Raw genomic sequence first — 23,700 nt, forward strand, 5'->3', positions numbered from 1 at the left:
ATGGTGACCTTTTGCTTTTTACGTTTAATCTATTAAATTTAGAAATGTTAAGTCTTAACTTCAGCAAGTTCCCAATTCTTTACACCGAGCGCCTAATTCTCCGAGAGCATGTACTTTCTGATGCAGAGACTTTATATGCCATGCGCACGAATGAAACCGTAATGAAATATATTGATCGGGAACGGCCAAAAGATTTATTGGAGATTAAAACATTTATCACCACTTTTAATGATGGTTTCGAAAACGGCGACAACCTAGCTTGGGTTATCGCAGCAAAAGAAAAACCCGAAAAAATGATTGGCTCAATTGGCTATTGGAGAACAGATTACGCCAACCATAGAGCCGAAATTGGCTATATGCTACATCCCGATTATTGGCGAAAAGGCATCATTTCAGAAGCCCTAAAAAGAACAATTGATTTTGGTTTCATCGACATGAACCTGCATAGCATCAAAGCAAACATCAATGTAGAAAATAATGCATCAAGGCAAATACTCCTAAAACACGGCTTTGTTAAAGAAGCCCATTTTAAACAGGATTATTACTTCAGAGGCCAATTTTTAGATAGCGAAATCTATGGACTCCTAAATCCAAATCATTAAATTCACACTACAATTTTATTTAAAACCAAAAATGCTTAAAACAGCAACACCAATACTCGCCTCCTTAAATGCAGAAGAAACCATAACCTTCTATACCGAAAAGTTAGGGTTTAAATTCCATAACAATTGGGATGGATATTTAATTTTTAGCAAAGATGAAATTGGCATACACCTTTGGCCTACTGATGATGAGCGTATCCCTAAAAATACGGGTTGCTATATTTATGTAACGCAAGTAGATGAATTATATCGAGAATACGCCCAACAAAACATAATACATCCCAACGGCAAACTGAAAAATATGCCTTGGGGCATGCGTCAATTTTCCATTTTAGACAATAACGGGAACATCATTCATTTTGGCGAAGATGTTTCGGAAAAACCTTAAACCTTAATACAAAAATGAGCCAATTAAAAGATCTACCCAATAATATTTTTAGTTCATCCCAAAGTTGAACCCATATCTTAAAAATTTACTCAAAAATCGTCCTAAATCAACTATAATTATTACAAAATACAAGCAGAAATGCCTTTGGTTTCAATGCGATTAATAATTATATTTGCCACCGTTATTAAAATTTACAATGAGAGAAATCCAATTTAGAGAAGCACTACGCGAAGCCATGAGCGAAGAAATGCGTAAAGATGACCGCGTTTTTTTATTAGGTGAAGAAGTAGCAGAATATAACGGTGCGTACAAAGTTAGTCAAGGCATGCTTGAAGAATTTGGTGCGAAACGTATAATTGATACCCCAATTGCAGAATTAGGTTTCGCAGGTATAGCAACAGGAGCTGCAACAGCTGGTCTTGTTCCAATTGTAGAGTTCATGACATTCAACTTCTCATTAGTAGCGATTGACCAAATCATTAATGGTGCAGCTAAAATTTTATCAATGAGTGGTGGTCAGTTCTCTTGCCCTATGGTTTTTCGTGGCCCAACAGGTAACGCCGGTCAATTAGGCGCACAACACTCTCAAAATTTTGAAAACTGGTTTGCCAACACGCCAGGTTTAAAGGTAGTAGTTCCATCTACGCCTTACGATGCAAAAGGATTATTAAAACAATCCATCATCGATCAAGACCCTGTTATTTTCATGGAGTCTGAGGTGATGTACGGCGATAAAGGAGATGTTCCGGCAGAAGAATACTACATCGAGTTGGGGAAAGCAAACGTAACTAAAGAAGGTACAGATGTAACCATTGTAACTTTTGGTAAAATGTTAACCCGTGTGGTAAATCCAGCTGTAGAAGAATTAACCAAAGAAGGCATCAATGTTGAAGTAATTGATTTGCGTACAGTTCGCCCGATTGATTATGCTACAATCATCAATTCAGTTAAAAAAACAAACCGTTTAGTGGTAGTAGAAGAAGCATGGCCATTGGCATCGCTTTCAGGCGAAATTGCTTTCATGGTTCAAAAACATGCTTTCGATTATTTAGACGCACCAGTTTTACGCATTACTTGTGCTGATGTTCCACTTCCTTACTCACCAACTTTAATTGCAGCTAGCTTGCCAAATGCAGAACGCGTGGTTAAGGCAGTAAAAGAAGTGATGTACGTTAAAAAATAATTACCTCGTCTTCTATTTCTTGAAGAAAGAATATATAAATCCTCCAGAGCAATTTGGGGGATTTTTTTATACCCTTTTATGGGTACGTGAAGCCACGCACCAAGCCAAAAACAGCAATCGCTATTTTACCCGCCCCCACGAACAATCTTGTAAAAGACATTCTATTATGCTTAAATGCGCATTTCCAAAAAAAATAACGTCTGCAATGCACAACATTGATAAAACATACAAATAATTATTTCATATTTTTTGTAATTTCATGGCAGTTTTAAAAACATATGGAACAACCAAAACCAGAAAACATCGATCAATACATCGGGAATTTTCCTTTGGAAACCCAAAAGTAATTGCAGCACATTCGCGAAACAATTCATCAAGCTGTTCCTCATGCAACTGAGGTAATTAGCTATGGTATGCCTGCCTTTAAACAACATGGAATTTTAGTTTATTTTGCCGGTTATGCAAAACACATTGGTTTTTATCCAACAGGCGCGGGCATAGAAGCTTTTAAACACGAATTTGAAAATTATAAATGGAGTAAAGGCGCTGTTCAGTTTCCTTTAGATCAACCGCTTCCCCTTGATTTGATTACCCGAATCACCAAGTTTAAGGCAGCGCGAGATTTGGAGAAAAAAGCCAAAAAGAAATAAACGGATCATAGTCGCCTTGCATAAAACCAAATTATTACGCTACCAACCTCAGAAAAATTGGCCTTAACGCCTCAACCTCATAATCAATTTGTAATTGTAAATTTTTAAACAGTTGTTGGTTAATCCTTAAGCGATAAAATATCAACAGCTGAAAAATCTTTGCAAAATCCTATTTAGCTTTACCCCTTTAATTTTAAATTATGTTAACCCACCATACATTAATTGCCACCGAATTAAAGGTTGCAGAACAACAAGTAACAGCAACCATAAATCTGTTGGATGAAGGCGCAACAGTTCCATTTATTTCAAGATACAGAAAGGAAGCTACAGGAAGTTTAGACGAAGTTCAGGTTGCAGCAATTCGAGATAGAATGTTGCAATTACGCGATTTAGATAAACGCAGAGAAGCCATTTTAAAATCGATGACCGAACTGGGCAAATTAACGCCTGAACTTGAAAAACTAATAAACGAAGCGGAAACCATTTCCCGATTAGAAGACATTTACCTACCCTATAAGCCGAAACGTAAAACTCGAGCGTCAGTAGCAAAGGAAAAAGGTTTGGAGCCCTTAGCCTTACAAATCTTCGATCAGCAAAATTTTGATTTAGAGGCTATTGCTGAAGGGTTTATAGATTCAGAAAAAGGCGTTAATTCTTTAGACGAAGCTTTAGCAGGAGCGAGAGACATTATTGCTGAGCTAATTTCAGAAAATGCAGAAGCTCGTACCAAAATGCGTAAGTACTTCCAAGAAAAATCTGTTTTTAAAACCGAAGTAATAAAAGGGAAAGAAGAAGAAGGTATAAAATATAAAGACTATTTCGAATGGACTGAACCTGTTAAAACAGCAGCTTCTCATCGGGTTTTAGCTATGCGCCGTGGCGAAAAAGAGCTCATTTTAAGGATGGATGCTTTACCGCCAGCTGATGACGCGATTGCGCTTTTGGAAAACCAGTTTATTTTAGGCAACAACGCCGCATCAAAACAAGTTCAGCAAGCTTTGGAGGATGGATATAAACGCTTATTGGAACCTGCGATGGAAACCGAACTTCGGGTATTAACCAAACAAAAAGCCGATGAAGAAGCCATCCGTGTGTTTGCCGAAAATGCTCGTCAACTCTTGTTGGCCGCACCAATGGGGCAAAAAAATGTATTGGCTATAGATCCTGGTTTCCGTACGGGTTGCAAAGTTGTTTGTTTAGATAAGCAAGGTCAGCTATTAGAAAACACTGCAATTTATCCGCATACCGGGCAAGGCAATGTAAAAAATGCTGAAGCTACGATACAAACGCTATGTAAAAAATATGATGTTGAAGCCATTGCCATTGGCAACGGAACAGCAGGTAGAGAAACCGAAGCTTTTGTGCGTGGTTTAAACCTGCCGAACATTACCATTGTAATGGTTAACGAAAGTGGTGCTTCTATTTATTCGGCATCTGATGTGGCCAGAGAAGAATTCCCAACACAAGACATCACCGTGCGTGGCGCAGTTTCCATCGGCCGAAGATTGATGGATCCATTAGCAGAATTGGTGAAAATTGATCCAAAATCCATTGGCGTAGGTCAATACCAGCACGATGTAGATCAAAATAAATTGCAGGCCAGCTTAGATGATACCGTTATTAGCGCTGTAAATGCCGTTGGTGTTGAGTTAAACACGGCCTCAAAACAAATTTTAGCCTACGTATCTGGTTTAGGGCCAACCTTAGCTCAAAACATTGTGGATTACAGAAATACACATGGCGCTTTCAAAAACCGCGAAAGCTTAAAGAAAGTGCCACGTTTGGGCGATAAGGCTTATGAGCAAGCAGCCGGTTTCTTGCGCATCCGAAATGCAGAAAACGTATTGGATACCAGTGGCGTACACCCAGAGCGTTATAATGTGGTAGATAAGATGGCGAAAGATTTAGGCACTACAGTATCGGTATTGATGAAAGATCCCGAACTACAGAAAAAAATTAAACCACAACAGTACATCACTTCAGAAATCGGTTTACCCACACTTAACGATATTTTAAAAGAGCTTGCAAAACCGGGCCGCGATCCACGAGAGCAATTTGAAGCCTTTAGCTTTACAGATGGCGTTAACGAAATCACTGATTTAAGAATTGGAATGAAATTACCCGGTATTGTAACCAACATTACCAATTTTGGGGCATTTGTAGATATTGGTGTTCATCAAGATGGTTTGGTTCATACCAGTCAATTGGCCAATAAATTTGTGGCGAATCCAAATGATATTGTAAAGGTTCACCAAAAGGTTGAAGTAACCGTGATGGAGGTTGATGCCGCTCGCAAAAGGATTTCACTCTCTATGAAAACCGAAAACAGCCCTAAAGCTAAAGAACAAGGTAAAAAAGGGGCAGAAAAACCTAAGCAAGATTTTAAGCCAAATCATCAAAAACAAAATTTTAAACCTAAGCAAGAGCAGAAAAATGCTGATGGCGACCTACAAGAAAAACTGGCAAAACTGAAGGGAATGTTTAAATAGATCAACCCATCATCATTTGGAGTTGAATATAATCAGAATTAATAAAGGCAGTTTTCATGAGCGAAAACTGCCTTTTTTTATATTTCAGGCTGCTCAAAATGGAATCTTTTCACTAAAATTCTTTTTGATAACTGATACAACCTTACATATTGGTAAACTTATCTTTATACTCCAACCTTGTTTTTGGCAGGCTTTCTGGGAAGTTCGTTTGGATAAATGTGATCATAGCCTCCCTAACCATACACCTTAAATCAAAAGCTCTAGACGAATTAGAAGCACTCATTAAAAATCGAATTTCAATGGAACCATCTTTATTGGTATCCGTAACTTGAACAACATTCACACGTTTATCCCAAAGCGGACTATCGTTTAAAAGCCGAGTCAATTCTTGACGTAAAGGTTCGATTGGAATGGTGTAATCCATATAAAGAAAAACCGTCCCAAGCAAATCTGCCGACACTCGTGTCCAGTTTTGAAATGGTTTTTCAATAAAATAAGTAATGGGTAAAATTAATCTACGTTGATCCCAGATACTTACCACCACATAAGTTAAAGTAATCTCTTCTACTCTGCCCCACTCCCCTTCAACAATCAAAACATCATCAATGCGTATGGGCTGTGTAAAAGCAATTTGAAAACCCGCCAACAAATTCCCTAACGATTTCTGAGCGGCAAAACCAATAATGATTCCACCAATACCCACCCCGGTAAGCAGTCCCGCACCAATTTTACGCATGCTTTCGAAGCTCAATAAAATTATGGCCGCTGTAATTAAAATAATTAGGGAAACCACAAATTTTCGAACAAATTGCAGTTGGGTTCTAATCTTTCGTTCCTTTAAATTATTTTCTTTATTTAAATCATATTTTAAGAAAAAGTAGTCTTCAAGTACATCAATAATACGAATAAGAATCAGTGCAAATGTGGCAGTTAAGGCTACCTCCAATGTCTTTGTTATGGGTATGCGATAAACCACATCCATTTTCATTAAGGATAAAGAAAAGTTTAAAAACAAGAGTGGAATAAACACTCCAACAGGATGCCTTAAATGTTTTATAGTAGATTTAATGACGATTGAATCCCACCACTTAGAAAGCAATAGAAAAAGCTTATGAATGAGAAACTTAGCCAGCATCCCCACTAGTACGGCAATAATTCCAATAATTACATTCTTAACAAACAAAGGAATTGGGTAACCGAAAAAATGGTCGAGATACTGCATAAAAAATTTGTTGGTTAATTACATGGGCGATTTACCCAAGCAATAACTAAACAACAACATTTTACATTTTGTTTGTTTGCGTAATTTTCCAATCAACTAATATTTTAATACATTAGATTTTTCAATTAAAAAAGCACACAACTAAACAGAATGGATTTTTTCAATAGCCAGAGTATTTTTTTTACAATATTGGATTACAAAATGAGTTATTTGGAATTTTTCGCTGTAATTACAGGAATCATTTCAGTCATTTTATCAGCAAAAGCAAGTATTTGGAGTTGGCCGGTTGGTATCGTTAACGTCTTTTTATCGGCCTTTTTTTATTACCAAATTCAACTCTATCCAGACATGTTTTTAATGGTTTTCTTTTTTGCAACCAACATTATGGGTTGGTACAGATGGGCGAATCCGAAACCAGAAGAACAGGATAAAAAAAAGGAATTGAGAATCAGCTTTATGCCACGCAAACACTTTATAATTTTATTAGTGGTTGGAATACTGGGCACATTTTTAATCGGAACGTTGGCAAGTAAGCTCCACACTTGGTTGCCATTGCTGTTTAGCATACCCAGTGCCTACCCTTTTATAGATTCGTTCATTTTGGTTATGAGTGTAATTACTACTTTTTTAATGATCCAAAAAAGAATAGAATGTTGGATAATTTGGCTACTTATTGATGTTGTTGCTACCTATTTATATTTTTTAAAAGGCGCCAAGTTTTTCGGGATTGAATACTTCATCTTTACTATAATTGCCGGCTTTGCCTTATGGAATTGGATTAAAGAATATAGAGGATATTCAAAAGTAGCATGAGAAGGGGTTTAGTAATTGGAAAATTTATGCCCATTCATAACGGGCACATCTCATTGATTAACTTTGCTGCTGCTCAGTGTGATGAACTAATCGTATCGATGAGCTATACCCCTCAAGATCCGGTAAATCCTGAAATGCGATTTGAATGGATTAATGAAATTTTCAAAAACCATCCTAAAATTAAGCCTGCCATTATAGTTGATGACTTTGACGATGATAGGCTTGTTTTGCAGGAGCGCACTCGCATTTGGGCTAATAAAATGAGTGAAGTGTATCCAGAGATTCATGTTCTGTTTAGCTCTGAGGATTATGGCGAATCATTTGCAATCAGCCTCCAGGCAGAACACGTATTATTCGACCAGGCCAGAACGCTAACTCCAATTTCAGCAACCCTTGTGAGAACAAGCCCCTTTAAATACTGGGATTTCATCCCTAAGGAAGTTAGACAGCACTACGTAAAGAAAATTTGTTTGTACGGCCCAGAAAGTACAGGAAAATCTACGCTTGCAGAAAAAATGGCTTTGCATTACCATACCGAATTCGTGCCAGAGGTGGCCCGGGAATTGATCAGCTCCAATGATATCACCGTTGAAGATATCATCAAAATCGGATACGCACAAACGGAACGGGTAAAAGAGAAAACCAAAATAGCAAACAAGATTCTTTTTTGTGATACTGATCTAATTACCACAAAAATTTATTCAGCACATTATCTTAACCAAGTACCTCGCATTTTAGATGAGTTGGAAAGTGAAATTACTTACGATTTATATTTGTTGTTGGATATTGATGTAGAATGGGTTGCAGACCATTTGAGGGATTTTGGCGATAAACGTTTAGAAATGTTTAACCGCTTTAAAACTGAATTGGATACACGTGGTATAAATTACATTATAATAAGTGGAAATTACGAAGAACGGGAAGCCAAGATAATCGCTATTGTTGATTCGATACTGAATAATGTGAGTTCGGGATAACAAAACACCCTGAACGAAATTCAGAACTACCTTCTACAGCCATCTTTTAAGAGTTGTCCGTCATGCTGAATTTATTTCAGTATCTTAATGGATATTAATTTGCTTTCTCCTTTCTACCGTAGGGCTTAACCCAAACTCACGTTGAATCAGAATGAAGTTTGATACGGCCACATTATCTATATTTTGCCATTATATAAATCCCAAATCGGAAAACACATTTCAAAATCATTCCATTCGATATCACCAAATTCGAGATTAAAATCTTTAAAATTCGCCAAATCTAGATATTTTCTAGACATGGGATTATTTGATGATTTTAAGAAATGTTCAAAATCAATTACCTGATTTAAGCCGTCAGAAAATTCGAAAGCAATTTTATAATCTTTTAGATATTCCGCTTTAATAATCTCTATAACCATTGCTATATTTTTTTTGTTATTACCTCTGTGTGCACTGGCTTATTATAAACAAAATAATCAATCCACTTGATAACGATATCTTCTCTGAATGCCTCGACAAAAACTTGAAAATTCTTTAAATTTTTGAATCTAAAGGTCTTTTACCTTATACTTCAGAAATGATAATCTCTTTAAAAGTACCATTAACGAATATAATTTCCGCCTTACTCTCCATACCTTGATATTTTCCATGCACATGAATTGGCTCATGCTCGTTAGAATAAAAAAGGATTATGAGACCCAAATATTCGTATAGTTTTGGCATTAAACAAATATGATCAAAACCTTATTATTAATTATCGATAAAAAAGTAAAAATGATTTTGCTTAAGAGAAATCAAAACAAAAGGAATATCAAGCGATATTACATTAATAGCCAAGCTATTTCAGTATGTTTAATCTTTAAATTAAATAAACCCTTTTACGGCTAAACATCTCACAACCCTTATATCTTACACAACCCTTGCCAGCTAAACGGGATTGCAGCGGTATCCTTTTTTGTTAATCGTCCGTTAAAGCCGGCATTAGCGCTCACAAAAAAGATTTAGCGCAAAGCCCGACCGGAGCCTACAAATGCAGTACTGTCTTTGCTTTACCTATCTTGAATAAGAAACTCAACTTCAAGCGCTCAATTAAAACAAATCGTAAACTCCAATAATCGAAATTTTTTTCTCTTCAACTGTTTGATAATAAAAGTATTTCATCTATCTTTGCAGTCCCAAATTTAATGGGAATAAATAATTGTTTAATAAATTAAATACAAGCAAGTGAATACGTTAAGTTACAAAACTGTCTCGGCCAATGCGAAAACTGTTAACAAACAGTGGGTTGTTGTTGATGCGCAAGGCGAGATTTTGGGGCGCTTGTCATCGAAGATCGCTATGATCATCCGTGGTAAAAACAAGCCTGAGTACACCCCACACGTAGACTGCGGAGATAATGTTATTGTTATCAATGCAGACAAGGTTAAATTGACAGGAAACAAATTCAGCGAAAAGCAATATGTTTCTTATACTGGTTATCCAGGTGGTCAACGTTTTATCTCTCCAAAAGAGTTAATGGCGAAACACCCTCAACGTGTAATAGAGAAAGCGGTACGTGGTATGTTACCGAAAACTAAATTGGGCAAAAAATTATACACTAATCTTTTTGTGTATGCAGGTGAATCTCATCCGCATTCGGCTCAATCTCCAAAAACCATTAAACTTTAAGAAATGTCAGTTACTAACACTTCAGGAAGAAGAAAAACAGCTGTTGCACGCATCTACTTAAAAGATGGTGCTGGCGCAATTACCGTTAACGGTAAAGATCACAAAGTATATTTCCCAACTTTACCTTTGCAATATATCGTAAACCAAAGTTTAGAGGTTTCTGAACTTACTGGCCGTTACGATATTACAGTAAACGTACAAGGTGGTGGAGTAAAAGGACAAGCAGAAGCTGTTCGTTTAGCTATTGCTAAAGCGATTGTAGAACTAGATGCGGAGAAAAAACCAGCATTACGTGCTAAAGGTTTAATGACTCGTGATAACCGTATGGTTGAGCGTAAAAAACCAGGACGTGCTAAAGCTCGTAAGAAATTCCAATTCAGTAAACGTTAATCACAGGAGGCAAAGACAATGGCAAGAACAACTTATCAAGACTTATTGGATGCAGGTGTACACTTCGGTCACCTTACCCGTAAATGGAATCCAAAAATGGCTCCTTACATTTTCATGGAGCGTAATGGAATTCACATTATAGATTTAAATAAAACTTTAACTAAAACTGAAGAAGCTGCGGCTGCGATTAAACAAATCGTAAAATCAGGACGTAAAGTATTATTTGTTTCAACAAAAAAACAAGCTAAAGGAATCGTAGCTGAGCAAGCTAAAAAAGTAAACATGCCTTTCGTAACCGAGCGTTGGTTAGGTGGTATGTTAACTAACTTTGCTACAGTACGTAAGTCAATCAAAAAGATGTCTAACATCGATAAAATGACTAAAGACGGTACTTATGCGATTTTATCTAAAAAAGAGCGTTTGATGATTCAACGTGAGCGTATTAAATTAGAATCACTTTTAGGTGGTATTGCTGATTTAAACCGTTTGCCTGCAGCATTATTCTTAATTGATGTTAAGAAAGAACATATTGCAGTAACTGAAGCGTTAAAATTAAACATCCCAACTTTTGCGATGGTTGATACAAACTCTGATCCTTCTAACATCGATTTCCCTATTCCAGCGAATGATGATGCTACAAAATCAATCTCTTTAATTACTGATGTAATTATCAAAGCAATTGAAGAAGGTTTAGATGAGCGCAAACGCGAGAAAGATGATGAAGCAGAAAAAGAAGCAGTAGCAGCGAAAGTTGCAGCTGATGCTCCTGAAGTTAAAGAACCTAGAGCAGCTGGTGAAAAAAGACCAACTACTAAAAAGGTAACTGCTGAAGCAGAAGTTGAAGCTCCTTCATCAGAAGAAACTAAAACAGAAGAATAGTAATATTTTTTAATTGCAGGTTACTGGTTTCAGGTTTTAAGTTGGCTTAACATGAGTTTAACTTGGCGCTTGTAACTTGTAACCTGTAATTGTTATAAACAGATTGTAAAATTTAAAAAAGGAAATAAAATGTCTACAGTACAAATTACTGCCGCAGATGTAAATAAATTACGCCAACAAACTGGCGCTGGTATGATGGATTGCAAAAAAGCTTTAGTAGAAGCTAATGGCGATTTCGAAGCTGCTGTTGATTTATTGCGCAAAAAAGGTCAAAAAGTATCTGCCGCTCGTTCTGGCAATGCTACTTCTGAAGGTTTAGTATCAATCGCTATTTCTGCGGATGGCACTAATGGCAAATTAGTTGCTTTAGCTTGCGAAACTGAACCAGTTTCTAAAGTTGAAGATTTCCGTAACCTGGCTCAGGCTGTTTTAGCTGCTGCTGTTGCACACAATCCTGCTACTGCTGAAGAATTATCAGCAATTACTTTGGAAGATGGACGTACAGTTGCTGAAACAATAACTGAACTAACTGGTAAAATCGGAGAAAAAATCGTTATCCAAGATTACTCGAATATTTCTGGTGAAAAAATCGTTTCTTACATCCACTCTAATGGCAAAATGGGCGTTTTGGTGGTATTTGAAGGCGTTAATGGCGCAGATATTACTGAAGCTGGTAAAGATGTTGCAATGCAAATTGCTGCAATGAACCCGGTTGCTGTTGATAAAGAAGGTGTTGATCCTGCTACAATTCAACGTGAAATTGAAATTGCCAAAGATGTAATCCGCGCTGAAGGTAAACCAGAAGAAATGGTTGAGAAAATCGCTGCGGGTAAATTAAATAAATTCTATAAAGACAGTACTTTATTAAACCAAGAGTTTGTTAAAGACAGTTCGGTAGATGTTCGTAAATTTTTAGATAACACTTCTAAAGGTTTAACGGTAACTGCATTTAAACGTGTACAATTAGGTGCATAAGCATTAAATTTATATTCAAATCCCGATGAAAGTCGGGATTTTTTTTTGCCCAAGATTTTGCCCCGAATTAAAAATTTTATTTTCTTCGATACAGTTGTAATTTAGCCTAAACAAATACCTAAAAATATGCCCATATTGGAGAATGTAAATAGCTATCAAAACAATGTCTTAACGGAAAATCTGGATATTGAAATTGAAAATGGAATAATTTCTTCAATTAAACCCTCTGTTAGCTCGAAACAAGATTCTAAAAACCTTATCGTTCCGGGATTTATTGATCTGCAAATTTACGGTGCAGGAGGCAAATTGTTTTCAGCAGAACCATCGCTAGCATCTTTAGCCATTATTGAAGATGACCTTTTACAAAAAGGGACCACAGGTTTTCTTATTTGTTTGGCTACAAACACTGAACAAGTATTTAATGAATGTATCAAAACAGTTAAAGCACATCTACCATCAGCTAAAAACTGTTTAGGCCTACACCTGGAAGGCCCATTTCTAAATCCGAAACGTTTGGGAGCACACGTTCCGGAGTTTGTGCGTAAAGCCACACTGGATGAAATCAAAGCCCTTTTGGATTTTGGTGATGGTGCAATCAAAATGATGACGATTGCCCCAGAAATTCAGGATGATGATGTAATTCAATATCTTCTAGATCATAATGTAGTGGTATCCTTGGGCCATAGCAACGCTACGTTTGATGAAGCAACTGCTGCCTACAACAAAGGCATTCAAACCACCACACACCTTTTCAATGCGATGAGTCCAATTCATCATCGAGAACCCGGAATCCCTACAGCGGTTTTCAATCACGATAAAGCCATGGCCAGTATCATTGTCGACAATCAGCATGTAAGTTTTGAGGTGGTTCGGTTTAGCCAAAAGTTATTGAAGGAGAGGTTGTTTTTAATAACGGATGCAGTTACCGAGTGCGCTACGGGACCGTATCAACACCGAAAGGTTGGCGACAAATATGTCATGCCAGATGGAACGTTATCAGGCTCCTCTTTAACGATGTTGAAGTCCGTTAAGAATTGTATTGAGCATTGCGATATCGATGCCCTAGACGCCATAAAAATGGCAACTGAGTACCCTGCAAAATTAATTGGTGCAGATAAATCCCTAGGACAGATTGCGGTGGGTATGGAGGCTAACCTATTGGTATTGGATGAAAAGCTTAATCTAACCGATGTAATGTTTAAGGGCAATACAATTTCAAACTAAATATTTACATCAATTATTGAAATCAATAGCTCGTAAGTAAAAAATTGTTAATATTTTTGAGGTCATGAAGTACAAACGCATCCTATTAAAGCTTAGTGGCGAATCGCTGATGGGCGACAAACAATACGGTATTGATAATGAACGGGTTAGACAATATGCAATCGATATAAAGGCTGTTCACGATAAAGGCCTAGAGATTGCAATCGTTATTGGTGGTGGAAATATTTTTAGAGGTTTAAGTGCCGAAAAAAGTGGGATGGATAGAGCGCAAGCCGATTATATGGGTATGTTAGCCACCGTTATAAATTCAATGGCCCTACAAGATGCGCTAGAGAAAGTTGGCATTAAAACACGATTGCTTACGGCAATTAAAATGGAGCAGATATGTGAACCATTCATCCGCAGAAGAGCCGTTCGCCATTTGGAAAAAGGCAGGGTTGTTATTTTTGGAGCCGGAACCGGAAATCCATATTTCACAACCGATTCTGCCGCAGCACTCAGAGCAATCGAAATCAAAGCTGATGCTGTATTGAAAGGAACACGTGTAGATGGAATCTATACCGCAGATCCTGAAAAAGACCCTTCAGCAACAAAATACGAAGAAATATCTTTCAAAGAAGTTTATGCCAAAGGCCTAAACGTAATGGACATGACCGCCTTCACTCTTTGCGAAGAAAACCAAGTTCCCATTATTGTGTTTGATATGAATAAACACGGCAACTTCATGAAGATCGCCAATGGCGAGCCTATCGGAACCCTGGTTAAATAACCATAAAAAAATTATTATTTTTGTAGAAATACACACAATTATGAATGACCTCATACAATTACAATTAATGGATGCTCAATCTTCTATGGAGAAAGCTATCGATCATTGTGAATCTGAATTAACCAAAATTAGAGCTGGTAAAGCATCAGCAGGAATGTTAGATGGCATATTTGTAGATTATTATGGCGCATCTACCGCTTTATCTCAAGTTTCAAGTATCAATACACCTGATGCCAGGACAATAGTGATTCAGCCTTGGGAAAAATCATTATTGGTACCCATCGAAAAAGCAATTCAAGTGGCTAACATCGGCATCAACCCGCAAAATGATGGTATTGTAATCCGTTTAGTTGTACCTCCATTAACAGAGGAGCGCAGGAAGGATTTGGTTAGAAAAGTAAAGGAAGAAGCTGAACGCGGCAGAGTAACGGTTCGTAATATTCGTAAGGACGCAAACACCAAAATCCAAAAATTAAAGGGTGAAGGCGTTTCTGATGATGAAATAAAAACTGGTGAAGCGGAAGTTCAAAAATTAACAGATGCGTACATCATTAAAGTGGACAAGCACGCAGAAGCTAAAGAAAAAGACGTGATGACCGTTTAACAAAATAATTTATAAAAATGAGGGAATAGCATAAACTGTTCCCTTTTTTTATGCCAAAATATTTTTTATACAAAAAGAATTCTGCCTCATTAATTAAGGTAAATCCTAGCAGGGGAAGTTAATTCAATTTTCAAGGACCTAAGAAAATAAACTCATAAAAGTATAGAGGAAGCCAAGATACCATGGTACGTGTCTCCATGTACATTATTGGGGGATATTTAATTGCTTCGCGAAGACACGAAGCAAGGCGGTTTTACAAACAAAAATGGGTCTCATTTGATTGAGACCCTTTCACTTATGATTTAGAAAGATTAAAGCTTTCTAGCTACTTCTACTTGTTCGTAAGCTTCAACGATATCGCCAACTTCGATGTTGTTAAAGTTTTGAATGTTTAAACCACATTCGTAACCTTTATTAACTTCTTTCACATCATCTTTAAAGCGTTTTAACGATGCCAATTCACCTGTGTAAACCACAACACCATCTCTAACGATTCTAATTTTGCTGCTACGTGTAATTTTACCATCCAATACCATACAACCTGCAATAGTACCCACTTTAGTGATTTTGAAAGTCTCGCGAATTTCTACGTTAGCCACAATTTTTTCTTCAAATTCTGGATCCAACATGCCTTCCATTGCCGATTTAATCTCGTTGATTGCATCGTAAATGATAGAATATAAACGGATATCGATTTGCTCTTGCTCTGCCAATTTACGTGCACCAGTTGATGGACGAACTTGGAAACCAATAATAATCGCATCAGAAGCCGAAGCTAACAATACATCAGATTCTGAAATCTGACCAACACCTTTACTAATGATGTTGATTTGAATTTGCTCTGTCGAAAGTTTCAATAATGAATCGGCTAGGGCTTCGATAGAACCATCCACATCACCTTTAACAATGATGTTAAGCTCTTTAAAGTTACCAATTGCCAAACGACGGCCAATCTCATCAAGTGTAATGTGTTTCTGCGTACGCAAACCTTGCTCACGTTGTAATTGCATACGTTTGTTTGCAATATCACGTGCTTCAGTTTCACTTTCTAATGCATTGAAACGATCACCGGCAGTAGGTGCGCCTTGCATACCCAATACCTGTACAGGTTGCGATGGCCCAGCAGACTCTACCTTGGCACCACGTTCGTTGGTTAGTGCTTTAACACGACCGCTATAACTACCTGCTAAGATTGGATCTCCAACTCTTAAAGTACCAGCTTGAACCAATACAGTTGTTACAATACCACGGCCTTTATCTAATGCCGACTCAATTACCGTACCTGTAGCTCTCTTATTAGGATTTGCTTTCAGTTCGAGTAATTCTGCCTCTAACAAAACTTTATCTAATAGTAAATCTACGTTTAAGCCGCTTTTGCTTGAGATTTCTTGTGATTGATATTTACCACCCCAATCTTCAACCAAAATATTCATTACCGATAACTGCTCACGTACTTTATCTGCGTTTGCGCCTGGCTTATCCACTTTCGTGAAAGCGAATACCAATGGTACGCCCGCAGCTTGTGCATGGTTAATGGCCTCTTTTGTTTGAGGCATCACCGCATCATCCGCAGCAATTACAATAATTGCAATATCCGCAGCTTTAGCACCACGAGCACGCATTGCTGTAAAGGCTTCGTGACCAGGTGTATCTAAGAAAGTTACTCTTTTGCCAGTTGGTGTAGTTACCATATAAGCACCAATGTGCTGTGTAATACCACCAGCCTCGCCAGCAACCACATTTGCTTTACGAATATAATCCAGCAATGAAGTTTTACCATGATCGACGTGACCCATGATGGTTACCACCGGGGCTCTTTCGATCAAATCCGCATCATTATCTTCTTCTTCAATTACATTTTCTTCATCTTCATCTGGTTTAACGAATTGTATTTCGTAACCAAACTCATCTGCTACAATGGTTAAAGTCTCAGCATCTAAACGCTGGTTAATTGAAACGAACATACCAAGGCTCATACAAGTACCAATAATTTTGGTAACTGGTACATCCATCATGCTCGCCAATTCGTTAGCCGTAACAAACTCTGTTACTTTTAATATTTTTGATTGCGATTCAAGTTCATTTGCTGCTTCTTCTGCTGAAGTTGCTACATCATCACGTTTCTGACGACGTAATTTCGCACGTTGAGCAAATTTACCAGACTTACCTGCTCCACTTAAACGAGCAAGTGTTGCTTTAATCTGATCTTGAATTTCCTTTTCAGTAGGTTCTTCTTTTGGTCCGCTTGGTGTAGCATTTCTATTTTGGAAACCTGGTCTGTTATTGTTGTTATTTCTATTGCCTTGGTAAGGAGTTCCACCACCGCCAGCAGGCCTATTACCTTGGTATGGTGTGCCGCTTGCAGGTCTGTTACCTTGGTAAGGTGTACGTGGTTGCCCTGGTGTACCTGTACCCTGCCCAGCTGGGTTTTGCCCTTGCTGACCTTGGCCACCATTTTGACCTGGCTGGCCTGGCGCACCAGGAGTTTTTTTGCGTTTACGCTTACGTTTTGCAGCTTCGCTATCGCTAGATGATGCTACAGGACCGTTTCTTCTATCTGGTGTTGTAGGTAAAACAATTTTACCGATGATATTTGGTCCCGTAAGTTTAACGGTACGAGCTTTAATTACTTCTGGTTCATTGCTAACCGGAGGCGTTGGTTTAACTTCTGCTGGTTTTTCTTCAGCTTTCGGTTGTTCAACAACTGGTTTAGCAGGTTCTTCAGCTTTTACAGCCGGAGCTTCAACTTTTGGAGCAACTGGAGTTTCCTCTTTTTTTGCTTCTACTGGTTTCTCTTCAACTTTTGGTTGCTCAACTGCTGGTTTAGCAGGAGCCTCAACCTTTGCAACTGGAGGTGCTGTTTGTGGCGCCGCGGGTGCTTCTTCCTTTTTAACAGGACGTGTTTTTGAGTTCAAATCATTTAAGTCGATTTTTCCTACAATTTTAACACCTGGTCTTCCGCTATCTTCAGCTTTGTCTTCTGTTTTAGTTTCTTTAACTGGCTCTGCTGCCGCCGGAGCTGGAGTTTCTACTTTTGGTGCCTCAACAACCTTTGGTTTCTCTACCGGAGGTGCGAATGATTGAGCATTTTTAATTAAAATCTCTTCTTTCTCAAAATCGGCATTCTTCTTCGGCGCTTCTACTGGCTTTTCAATTTCAGGCTCGTCACGACGTATTTTACCAATCACTATTTGTTTGGCTTCTTCTCTTACGATCTTATCTCCCTGATACTCTTTTAATAAGGCATTATACATGTCTCCCGTAAGTTTAAACATAGGGCTCTTCTCGGCAGAGAATCCCTTTTTGTTTAAAAACTCAACGGCCGTACCCATGCCTATATTAAGTTCTTTAATAGCTTTAATTAAAATGATTGGTTTGTCGTCTGACATTTAGCTCCTGTTATTGTTTTTTATTTAATACAAAAGTAGTGTTTATTTGGCAATTACACCACTATTCAAATTCTGACTTCAAAATTTGAACCACTTCTTTAATGGTTTCCTCTTCAAGGTCGGTGCGTTTTACTAAATCTTCTACTGTAAGTGCTAAAACACTCTTCGCAGTATCGCAACCGATAGCCTTTAATTCATCAATAATCCAGCTATCAATCTCATCTGAGAATTCTTCTAGATCCACATCTTCATCTGTTTCTTCACCTGCTTCGCGATACACATCAATTTCATAACCGGTTAATTTGCCGGCCAATTTAATGTTGTGTCCGCCACGTCCGATGGCCAACGAAACTTGGTCTGGTTTTAGATAAACCGATGCATGTTTAGTTTCATCATCTAACTTAATAGAGGTGATTTTTGCCGGACTTAAGGCACGTGTGATATATAATGAAATGTTATTTGTGAAGTTAATCACATCAATATTTTCGTTTTTCAATTCGCGAACGATGCCATGAATACGAGATCCTTTCATACCCACACATGCTCCTACTGGATCGATACGATCATCGTATGATTCTACAGCTACTTTAGCACGTTCTCCTGGTTCACGAACGATTTTTTTAATGGTAATTAATCCATCAAAAATTTCAGGAACTTCTTGCTCAAACAAACGTTGTAAAAACTCTGGTGCTGTTCTTGAAATAATAATTTTTGGATTTGCATTAATCATTTCCACTTTAGAGATTACTGCACGTACAGAATCACCTTTTTTGAAATAATCTGCTGGAATTTGCTCTGTTTTAGGCATTAAAAGCTCATTGCCTTCATCATCTAAAACCAAAGTTTCTTTTTTCCAAACCTGATAAACTTCGCCTGTTACAACTTCGCCTACCCTATCTTTATATTTTTTGAAAATTTCGTCTTTCTCTAATTCTAATACTTTAGAAACTAATGTTTGACGGGCTGCTAAAATTGCTCTCCGACCGAAACTTTCTAAGGTAATTTGTTCAATATAATCATCACCAACTTCGAGAGTGCTGTCTAATTTAGACACTTCAGCAAGTTCGATTTCTAGATCATCATCCTCAGAGAATCCGTCTTCCATTACCTTTCTTGTTCTCCAAATCTCCAAATCCCCGTTATCTGGATTCACAATCACATCACAGTTTTCGTCTGTTCCGTATTTTTTACGCAACATGCTACGAAAAACTTCTTCCAACACGCTAATCACCGTTGGGCGATCTATATTTTTGAAATCTTTAAACTCCTGGAAAGAGTCAATTAAATTAATTGTTGTAGTACTCATTTTTTACCATGATTAAATAGATTATTAGGTTAACGAGATGATCCCGTTTCACGCCTTAATCAAATTACTTAAAACTTATTAACACACTTGTTTCTAATATATCATTAAACGCTACTTCAGTTTGTATCGTAGTCGCTTTTTTTCCTTTTTCCTTAACAGCCTCTTCAATTAACAGTTTGTTATCCTCAACTTGTAAAAGCTTGCCTTCTTTTTTCTGTCCGCCTGCTAGTTTAATGCTAATGGTACGACCAATGTTTTTATTGTATTGACGAATCAGTTTTAGAGGCTCACCTACACCTGGAGAAGAAACTTCTAAATTGTATGCTTGCTCAATGGCATTTTCTTCTTCTAAATGAAAACCAACATGCCTACTAATTGCCACACAATCCTGAATGCTTATGCCTTCGTCTCCATCAACATGAATAATCAGTTTGTTGTTTGGCAACATTTTCACTTCGACCAAAAAAAGCTCTGGTCTATCTGCAATTTTTTCCTCTACAAGGGCTGCGACTCTCTTTTCTACCTGCATATTTTAACCTGATTTCATAGAAAAAGGGGACATTGTCCCCTTCTCTTTTCTTCGATTACGATGCAAATGTAGTAAATTTTTATAGAAAATCCAATAGCTATCTCAATTATTATGATGGAAATCAGCGTGTAAGTATTTGTTGTTGTGGCTGTAAGTTGTGTTTTATGCCATTTGTCAGCAGTTTTCTGGCATCGGCATAATTTACACCTATAAAGCTCTCAATTAAATAACTTTTACCCCTCACAAATGGCGCTGCTGGCTTAAATATTACCGAATCGCCGCTTACGTTAAAAGCACCTTTTATCGGTTTTTCTATCTGTAAACTATCCTGATCGTTAGGCGTGAGCAGCACTGAAACTAAATTTAAAGAATCTGGGTTTTCTTTGAAGGCATTTTTAACCTGTAGTAAACTGGCCTCATCAATATTTTTAATTATTATTGAACTACTATCTCCCGAAAACTTTATGAGTGGCTTACTGTTTGTATTTGAGCAAGAAAATAAAAATATTGCTGCAACAACGATAAACAAATATTTAATAACACATTTAATCATTTACAAAACTAAACAATTATGAGATTTATTATCGAAATCCTATTGATGGGATTAGCCTTTTTTATTGGCGCTAAGTTAGTTCCGGGTGTAGAGGTTGCTGGTTTTGGCAGCGCTATTATTGCCGCCATTTTAATTGCATTGGCAAACTCAACCATCGGCTTCATTTTAAGATTGTTAACCTTTCCTGTAAATTTCTTAACCTTAGGATTGGTTTCTTTCATCATTACCGTATTGATGATTCTGTTGGTGGATAGCATGATGACTTCCTTTAATACATCTGGGTTTTTAGCTGCCGCATTTTTAGCTATAGTTGTGGCCTTAATTAAAGCAATTTTTGGCGCTATTGCTGGTGAGAAGGAATAATTTGGATTACAGTTTACAGTTAGCGATTAGAATGGCTAACTGTAAACTGAATTTGAAACCTTACCTTATCTGATCACCTCTCTGGAAATGACCATTTTTTGAATTTCTGATGTACCCTCATAAATTTGGGTAATCTTTGCATCTCGCATTAAACGTTCTACGTGAAACTCTTTCACAAAACCATACCCTCCATGCACTTGTACGGCTTCTATCGTTACATCCATAGCTACTTTTGAAGCGAAAAGTTTAGCCATTGACCCGGCCTGCGTATAAGGTAAACCTTGATCTTTCAACCAGGCAGCTTTATATACCAATAATCGTGCGGCCTCAATTTGAGTGGCCATATCCGCTAACTTAAAAGCGATAGCTTGATGTTCTACTATTGGCTTTCCGAATGATTTGCGTTCTTTTGCATATTGGGTTGCCAGTTCGAAAGCACCTTGTGCAATACCCAGGGCCTGTGCCGCAATGCCAATGCGCCCACCTTCGAGCGTTTTCATTGCAAACTTAAAACCAAACCCATCCTCACCAATTCTGTTTTCTTTGGGCACTTTAACATCATTAAACATTAAAGAATGTGTATCTGAGCCTCTAATCCCCAATTTATTTTCTTTCGGACCGATGGTAAAGCCCTCAGCACCTTTTTCTACAATAAAAGCGTTTATACCTTTGTGCCTTAATTCTGGATGGGTTTGCGCAATCACTAAATAGGTAGAGGCTGTACTGCCATTGGTGATCCAATTTTTAGTTCCATTTAGCAAATAGTAATCGCCCTTATCTTCTGCGGTAGTACGCTGAGAGGTTGCATCCGATCCAGCTTCAGGTTCAGAAAGGCAGAACGCCCCGATCTTTTCGCCTGATGCCAGCGGCTTCAAGTATTTTTCTTTTTGAGCTTCGGTACCGTACTGCTCTAAACCATAGCAAACCAAAGAGTTATTTACAGAAACCACTACAGATGCAGAGGCGTCGATTTTGGAAAGTTCCTCCATTACCAGCACATAGGATATGGCATCTAAGCCGCTGCCATTGTATTTTGGATCGACCATCATGCCTAAAAAGCCAAGTTCTCCAAGCTTTTTTACTTGCTCTGCCGGAAATTTTTGATGTTCGTCTCTTTCGATTACGCCAGGCTTTAATTCTTGCTGTGCAAAATCGCGAGCAGCCTGTTGAATCATTATTTGTTCTTCACTTAATTCAAAACGCATAACATTTATGTATAAAAGGTTAGTTAATCAAATGTAGCATTTCTGATTGAATTTACTATGGCTGCATAGTAAATTATTTTATCTTGATTTGAGATTTGCCGTGCATTTTGCAGTTAATTATAACAAAGGGAGAAAATTAAAGCGATACCTTGCGAGTAAGATTGGGAATGGGTATTAATCTACTTGGTGCCTTTTTTCGCAAGTACAAAAAATAAACTTAGGCTACCCAAAATAAGGATGAGTAAAACTTGTGAGGAGTGTATGATGGTTGCATAGGCCAATCCATCATTAAATGCCAAGCCATGCAGCACCAACGATTGGGCAACCATCCAATGAAAAACACCAATCCCGCCCTGAACGGGCGCAACCATCGCAAAGCCAGAGAACACCATTGCGGTAAAAGCAGCATCTAAACCTAACGAAGATGTTGACTCTATCGCGTAGAACGAAAAGTACATGGGCAAAAAGTAAAATACCCAAATGGCGAGTGTGTAGAATAGAAAAAGTGGTTTGTTTTGGAGTTTTCTATAAGAGCCAAATCCCTGCCGCAAACTCACAAAAATCCTAAGAAATTTATTGCTGAATTTCGAGCGGAGAAAATAAATGGATCCGGCAATTAGCAACCCCAAAAGCACCATAATGCCAATAATCCAAAAATAATTAAGCGATTGCAATTTATGGACTATGCTCAGAAAAATGGTGTTATAGAGGAAATCGGAAACCATATCGTATTGAACTATCAATAAGACTAATCCGGTTAGGAGAAGAACGAGAACATCAAAAAGCCTTTCGGTAATTACGGTACCAATGGAAGCAAACATTGGAACTTGCTCCGTTTTATGAACAACTGAGCATCGCCCGATTTCGCCAAAACGTGGTAACGCTAAGTTTGCAAGATAGCCAATCATAACCGCATGGTAGGCATTCCAAAAACTGACTTTATATTGAATGGATTTGTACAGCATCTGCCAACGTAAGGCCCTTAATACGTGAGCCATCCAAACCATTAGCGCAGAAAAAATAACCCAAAAAAGGTTGGCGGATTTAATCTCAATCCAAATTCTTTCTAAATCCTGACCTTTAAAAGCTAAGTACAAAACCCCCATCCCGATGAGTAGTAGGATGATATACTTAAGGGCCGTTTTAAGGTCGAACGTCAAAATGCTATTTTAACAAGTGGTTATTGTCATCAGGAAACACCAATATTGGATTGTATTTTTTGGCTTCATCTATTGGCAAAGCTCCGTAAGACATGATAATTAATATATCGCCAAGTTGGGCTAGCCTTGCCGTTGCTCCATTCAAACAGATGGTTCCGGTACCCCTCTCGCCTTTAATTACGTAGGTTTCGAAGCGTGCTCCGTTGTTGTTATTAACAATCTGCACCTTTTCATTGGCAATGATGTTGGCTGCGTCCATTAAATCTTCATCAATCGTAATACTGCCTACATAGTTAAGTTCGGCTTGTGTTACCTTAACACGGTGTATTTTCGATTTTAATATAGTGATAATCATTTGGCAA

General features: G+C 37.8%; 25 protein-coding genes. 15 read left to right on the plus strand and 10 right to left on the minus strand.

Annotated features, from left to right (window positions below; all coding sequences use genetic code 11):
• Positions 1–44 precede the first annotated feature (44 nt).
• The 5 genes from DHW03_RS08700 (at position 45) to DHW03_RS08725 (ending at position 5,312) form a co-directional block, all read left to right on the plus strand.
• Positions 45–602, plus strand: coding sequence for a GNAT family N-acetyltransferase (locus DHW03_RS08700; protein WP_109925360.1), 558 nt, complete (start codon positions 45–47; stop codon positions 600–602).
• A gap of 31 nt (positions 603–633) precedes the next feature.
• Positions 634–990: a bleomycin resistance protein gene (locus DHW03_RS08705; RefSeq protein WP_109925361.1), complete on the plus strand. Its 357-nt coding sequence runs from the start codon at positions 634–636 to the stop codon at positions 988–990.
• A 196-nt stretch (positions 991–1,186) separates the two neighbouring features.
• Positions 1,187–2,173, plus strand: coding sequence for a pyruvate dehydrogenase complex E1 component subunit beta (locus DHW03_RS08710; protein WP_109925362.1), 987 nt, complete (start codon positions 1,187–1,189; stop codon positions 2,171–2,173).
• A gap of 347 nt (positions 2,174–2,520) precedes the next feature.
• Positions 2,521–2,823, plus strand: coding sequence for an iron chaperone (locus DHW03_RS08720; RefSeq protein WP_240618500.1), 303 nt, complete (start codon positions 2,521–2,523; stop codon positions 2,821–2,823).
• A 200-nt stretch (positions 2,824–3,023) separates the two neighbouring features.
• Positions 3,024–5,312, plus strand: a complete 2,289-nt coding sequence (locus tag DHW03_RS08725; RefSeq protein ID WP_109925364.1) for a Tex family protein — start codon at positions 3,024–3,026, stop codon at positions 5,310–5,312.
• Between the two features lie 142 nt (positions 5,313–5,454).
• On the opposite strand, the gene DHW03_RS08730 is transcribed toward DHW03_RS08725, so the two are convergent.
• Positions 5,455–6,534, minus strand: a complete 1,080-nt coding sequence (locus DHW03_RS08730) for a mechanosensitive ion channel family protein (RefSeq protein WP_109925365.1) — start codon at positions 6,532–6,534, stop codon at positions 5,455–5,457.
• A 201-nt stretch (positions 6,535–6,735) separates the two neighbouring features.
• Here DHW03_RS08730 and pnuC point away from each other — a divergent pair, with 201 nt between their 5' ends.
• Entirely contained in the window at positions 6,736–7,347 is a 612-nt protein-coding gene (gene pnuC, locus DHW03_RS08735) for a nicotinamide riboside transporter PnuC (protein WP_240618501.1), read from the plus strand.
• Complete coding sequence (locus DHW03_RS08740; protein ID WP_109925367.1) at positions 7,344–8,324, plus strand: AAA family ATPase; 981 nt, start codon at positions 7,344–7,346, stop codon at positions 8,322–8,324. Before pnuC ends, DHW03_RS08740 begins: the two co-directional genes overlap by 4 nt.
• 176 nt (positions 8,325–8,500) lie before the next feature.
• Here DHW03_RS08740 and DHW03_RS08745 read toward each other — a convergent pair whose 3' ends face one another.
• Entirely contained in the window at positions 8,501–8,743 is a 243-nt protein-coding gene (locus DHW03_RS08745) for a DUF2442 domain-containing protein (protein ID WP_109925368.1), read from the minus strand.
• Positions 8,744–8,888: 145 nt separating this feature from the next.
• Positions 8,889–9,047: a DUF4160 domain-containing protein gene (locus DHW03_RS19425; protein ID WP_205940984.1), complete on the minus strand. Its 159-nt coding sequence runs from the start codon at positions 9,045–9,047 to the stop codon at positions 8,889–8,891.
• A 501-nt stretch (positions 9,048–9,548) separates the two neighbouring features.
• Here DHW03_RS19425 and rplM point away from each other — a divergent pair.
• From rplM to frr, 7 genes are all read left to right on the plus strand, one after another.
• Positions 9,549–9,992 carry a 50S ribosomal protein L13 gene (rplM, locus tag DHW03_RS08755; RefSeq protein WP_109925369.1) on the plus strand — a complete coding sequence of 148 codons (444 nt, stop codon included), beginning with the start codon at positions 9,549–9,551 and terminating at the stop codon, positions 9,990–9,992.
• Positions 9,993–9,995: 3 nt separating this feature from the next.
• Positions 9,996–10,382, plus strand: a complete 387-nt coding sequence (gene rpsI, locus DHW03_RS08760; RefSeq protein ID WP_025145383.1) for a 30S ribosomal protein S9 — start codon at positions 9,996–9,998, stop codon at positions 10,380–10,382.
• An 18-nt stretch (positions 10,383–10,400) separates the two neighbouring features.
• Positions 10,401–11,261, plus strand: coding sequence for a 30S ribosomal protein S2 (rpsB, locus tag DHW03_RS08765; protein ID WP_109925370.1), 861 nt, complete (start codon positions 10,401–10,403; stop codon positions 11,259–11,261).
• 129 nt (positions 11,262–11,390) lie between these two features.
• Entirely contained in the window at positions 11,391–12,236 is an 846-nt protein-coding gene (tsf, locus tag DHW03_RS08770; RefSeq protein ID WP_109925371.1) for a translation elongation factor Ts, read from the plus strand.
• A gap of 126 nt (positions 12,237–12,362) precedes the next feature.
• Positions 12,363–13,460, plus strand: a complete 1,098-nt coding sequence (gene nagA, locus DHW03_RS08775) for an N-acetylglucosamine-6-phosphate deacetylase (protein WP_109925372.1) — start codon at positions 12,363–12,365, stop codon at positions 13,458–13,460.
• Between the two features lie 64 nt (positions 13,461–13,524).
• Positions 13,525–14,229 (plus strand): UMP kinase, encoded by a 705-nt coding sequence (gene pyrH, locus DHW03_RS08780; RefSeq protein WP_109925373.1) that lies wholly within the window; start codon positions 13,525–13,527, stop codon positions 14,227–14,229.
• A gap of 40 nt (positions 14,230–14,269) precedes the next feature.
• Positions 14,270–14,833 (plus strand): ribosome recycling factor, encoded by a 564-nt coding sequence (gene frr / locus DHW03_RS08785; RefSeq protein WP_109925374.1) that lies wholly within the window; start codon positions 14,270–14,272, stop codon positions 14,831–14,833.
• 311 nt (positions 14,834–15,144) lie between these two features.
• On the opposite strand, the gene infB is transcribed toward frr, so the two are convergent.
• From infB to DHW03_RS08805, 4 genes are all read right to left on the minus strand, one after another.
• Entirely contained in the window at positions 15,145–18,222 is a 3,078-nt protein-coding gene (gene infB / locus DHW03_RS08790; RefSeq protein ID WP_109925375.1) for a translation initiation factor IF-2, read from the minus strand.
• Between the two features lie 61 nt (positions 18,223–18,283).
• Positions 18,284–19,528: a transcription termination factor NusA gene (gene nusA, locus DHW03_RS08795; RefSeq protein WP_109925376.1), complete on the minus strand. Its 1,245-nt coding sequence runs from the start codon at positions 19,526–19,528 to the stop codon at positions 18,284–18,286.
• Positions 19,529–19,592: 64 nt separating this feature from the next.
• On the minus strand, positions 19,593–20,057 hold the full coding sequence (rimP, locus tag DHW03_RS08800; RefSeq protein WP_109925377.1) for a ribosome assembly cofactor RimP: 465 nt from the start codon (positions 20,055–20,057) through the stop codon (positions 19,593–19,595).
• 121 nt (positions 20,058–20,178) lie between these two features.
• Positions 20,179–20,610: a hypothetical protein gene (locus tag DHW03_RS08805; protein WP_109925378.1), complete on the minus strand. Its 432-nt coding sequence runs from the start codon at positions 20,608–20,610 to the stop codon at positions 20,179–20,181.
• Positions 20,611–20,628: 18 nt separating this feature from the next.
• Between DHW03_RS08805 and DHW03_RS08810 the strand changes: the two genes are divergently transcribed.
• The gene (locus tag DHW03_RS08810) at positions 20,629–20,973 is read left to right on the plus strand and encodes a phage holin family protein (RefSeq protein WP_109925379.1); all 345 of its coding nucleotides are present in this window, start codon (positions 20,629–20,631) and stop codon (positions 20,971–20,973) included.
• Between the two features lie 65 nt (positions 20,974–21,038).
• On the opposite strand, the gene DHW03_RS08815 is transcribed toward DHW03_RS08810, so the two are convergent.
• The 3 genes from DHW03_RS08815 to panD form a co-directional block, all read right to left on the minus strand.
• Positions 21,039–22,178, minus strand: a complete 1,140-nt coding sequence (locus DHW03_RS08815; RefSeq protein WP_109925380.1) for an acyl-CoA dehydrogenase — start codon at positions 22,176–22,178, stop codon at positions 21,039–21,041.
• 179 nt (positions 22,179–22,357) lie between these two features.
• Positions 22,358–23,338 carry a lysylphosphatidylglycerol synthase transmembrane domain-containing protein gene (locus DHW03_RS08820; protein WP_133248514.1) on the minus strand — a complete coding sequence of 327 codons (981 nt, stop codon included), beginning with the start codon at positions 23,336–23,338 and terminating at the stop codon, positions 22,358–22,360.
• Positions 23,339–23,342: 4 nt separating this feature from the next.
• Entirely contained in the window at positions 23,343–23,693 is a 351-nt protein-coding gene (gene panD, locus DHW03_RS08825) for an aspartate 1-decarboxylase (protein WP_109925382.1), read from the minus strand.
• Between the last annotated feature and the right edge of the window lie 7 nt (positions 23,694–23,700).

It is taken from the genome of Pedobacter yonginensis (assembly GCF_003173595.1).
Taxonomy (GTDB): domain Bacteria; phylum Bacteroidota; class Bacteroidia; order Sphingobacteriales; family Sphingobacteriaceae; genus Pedobacter; species Pedobacter yonginense.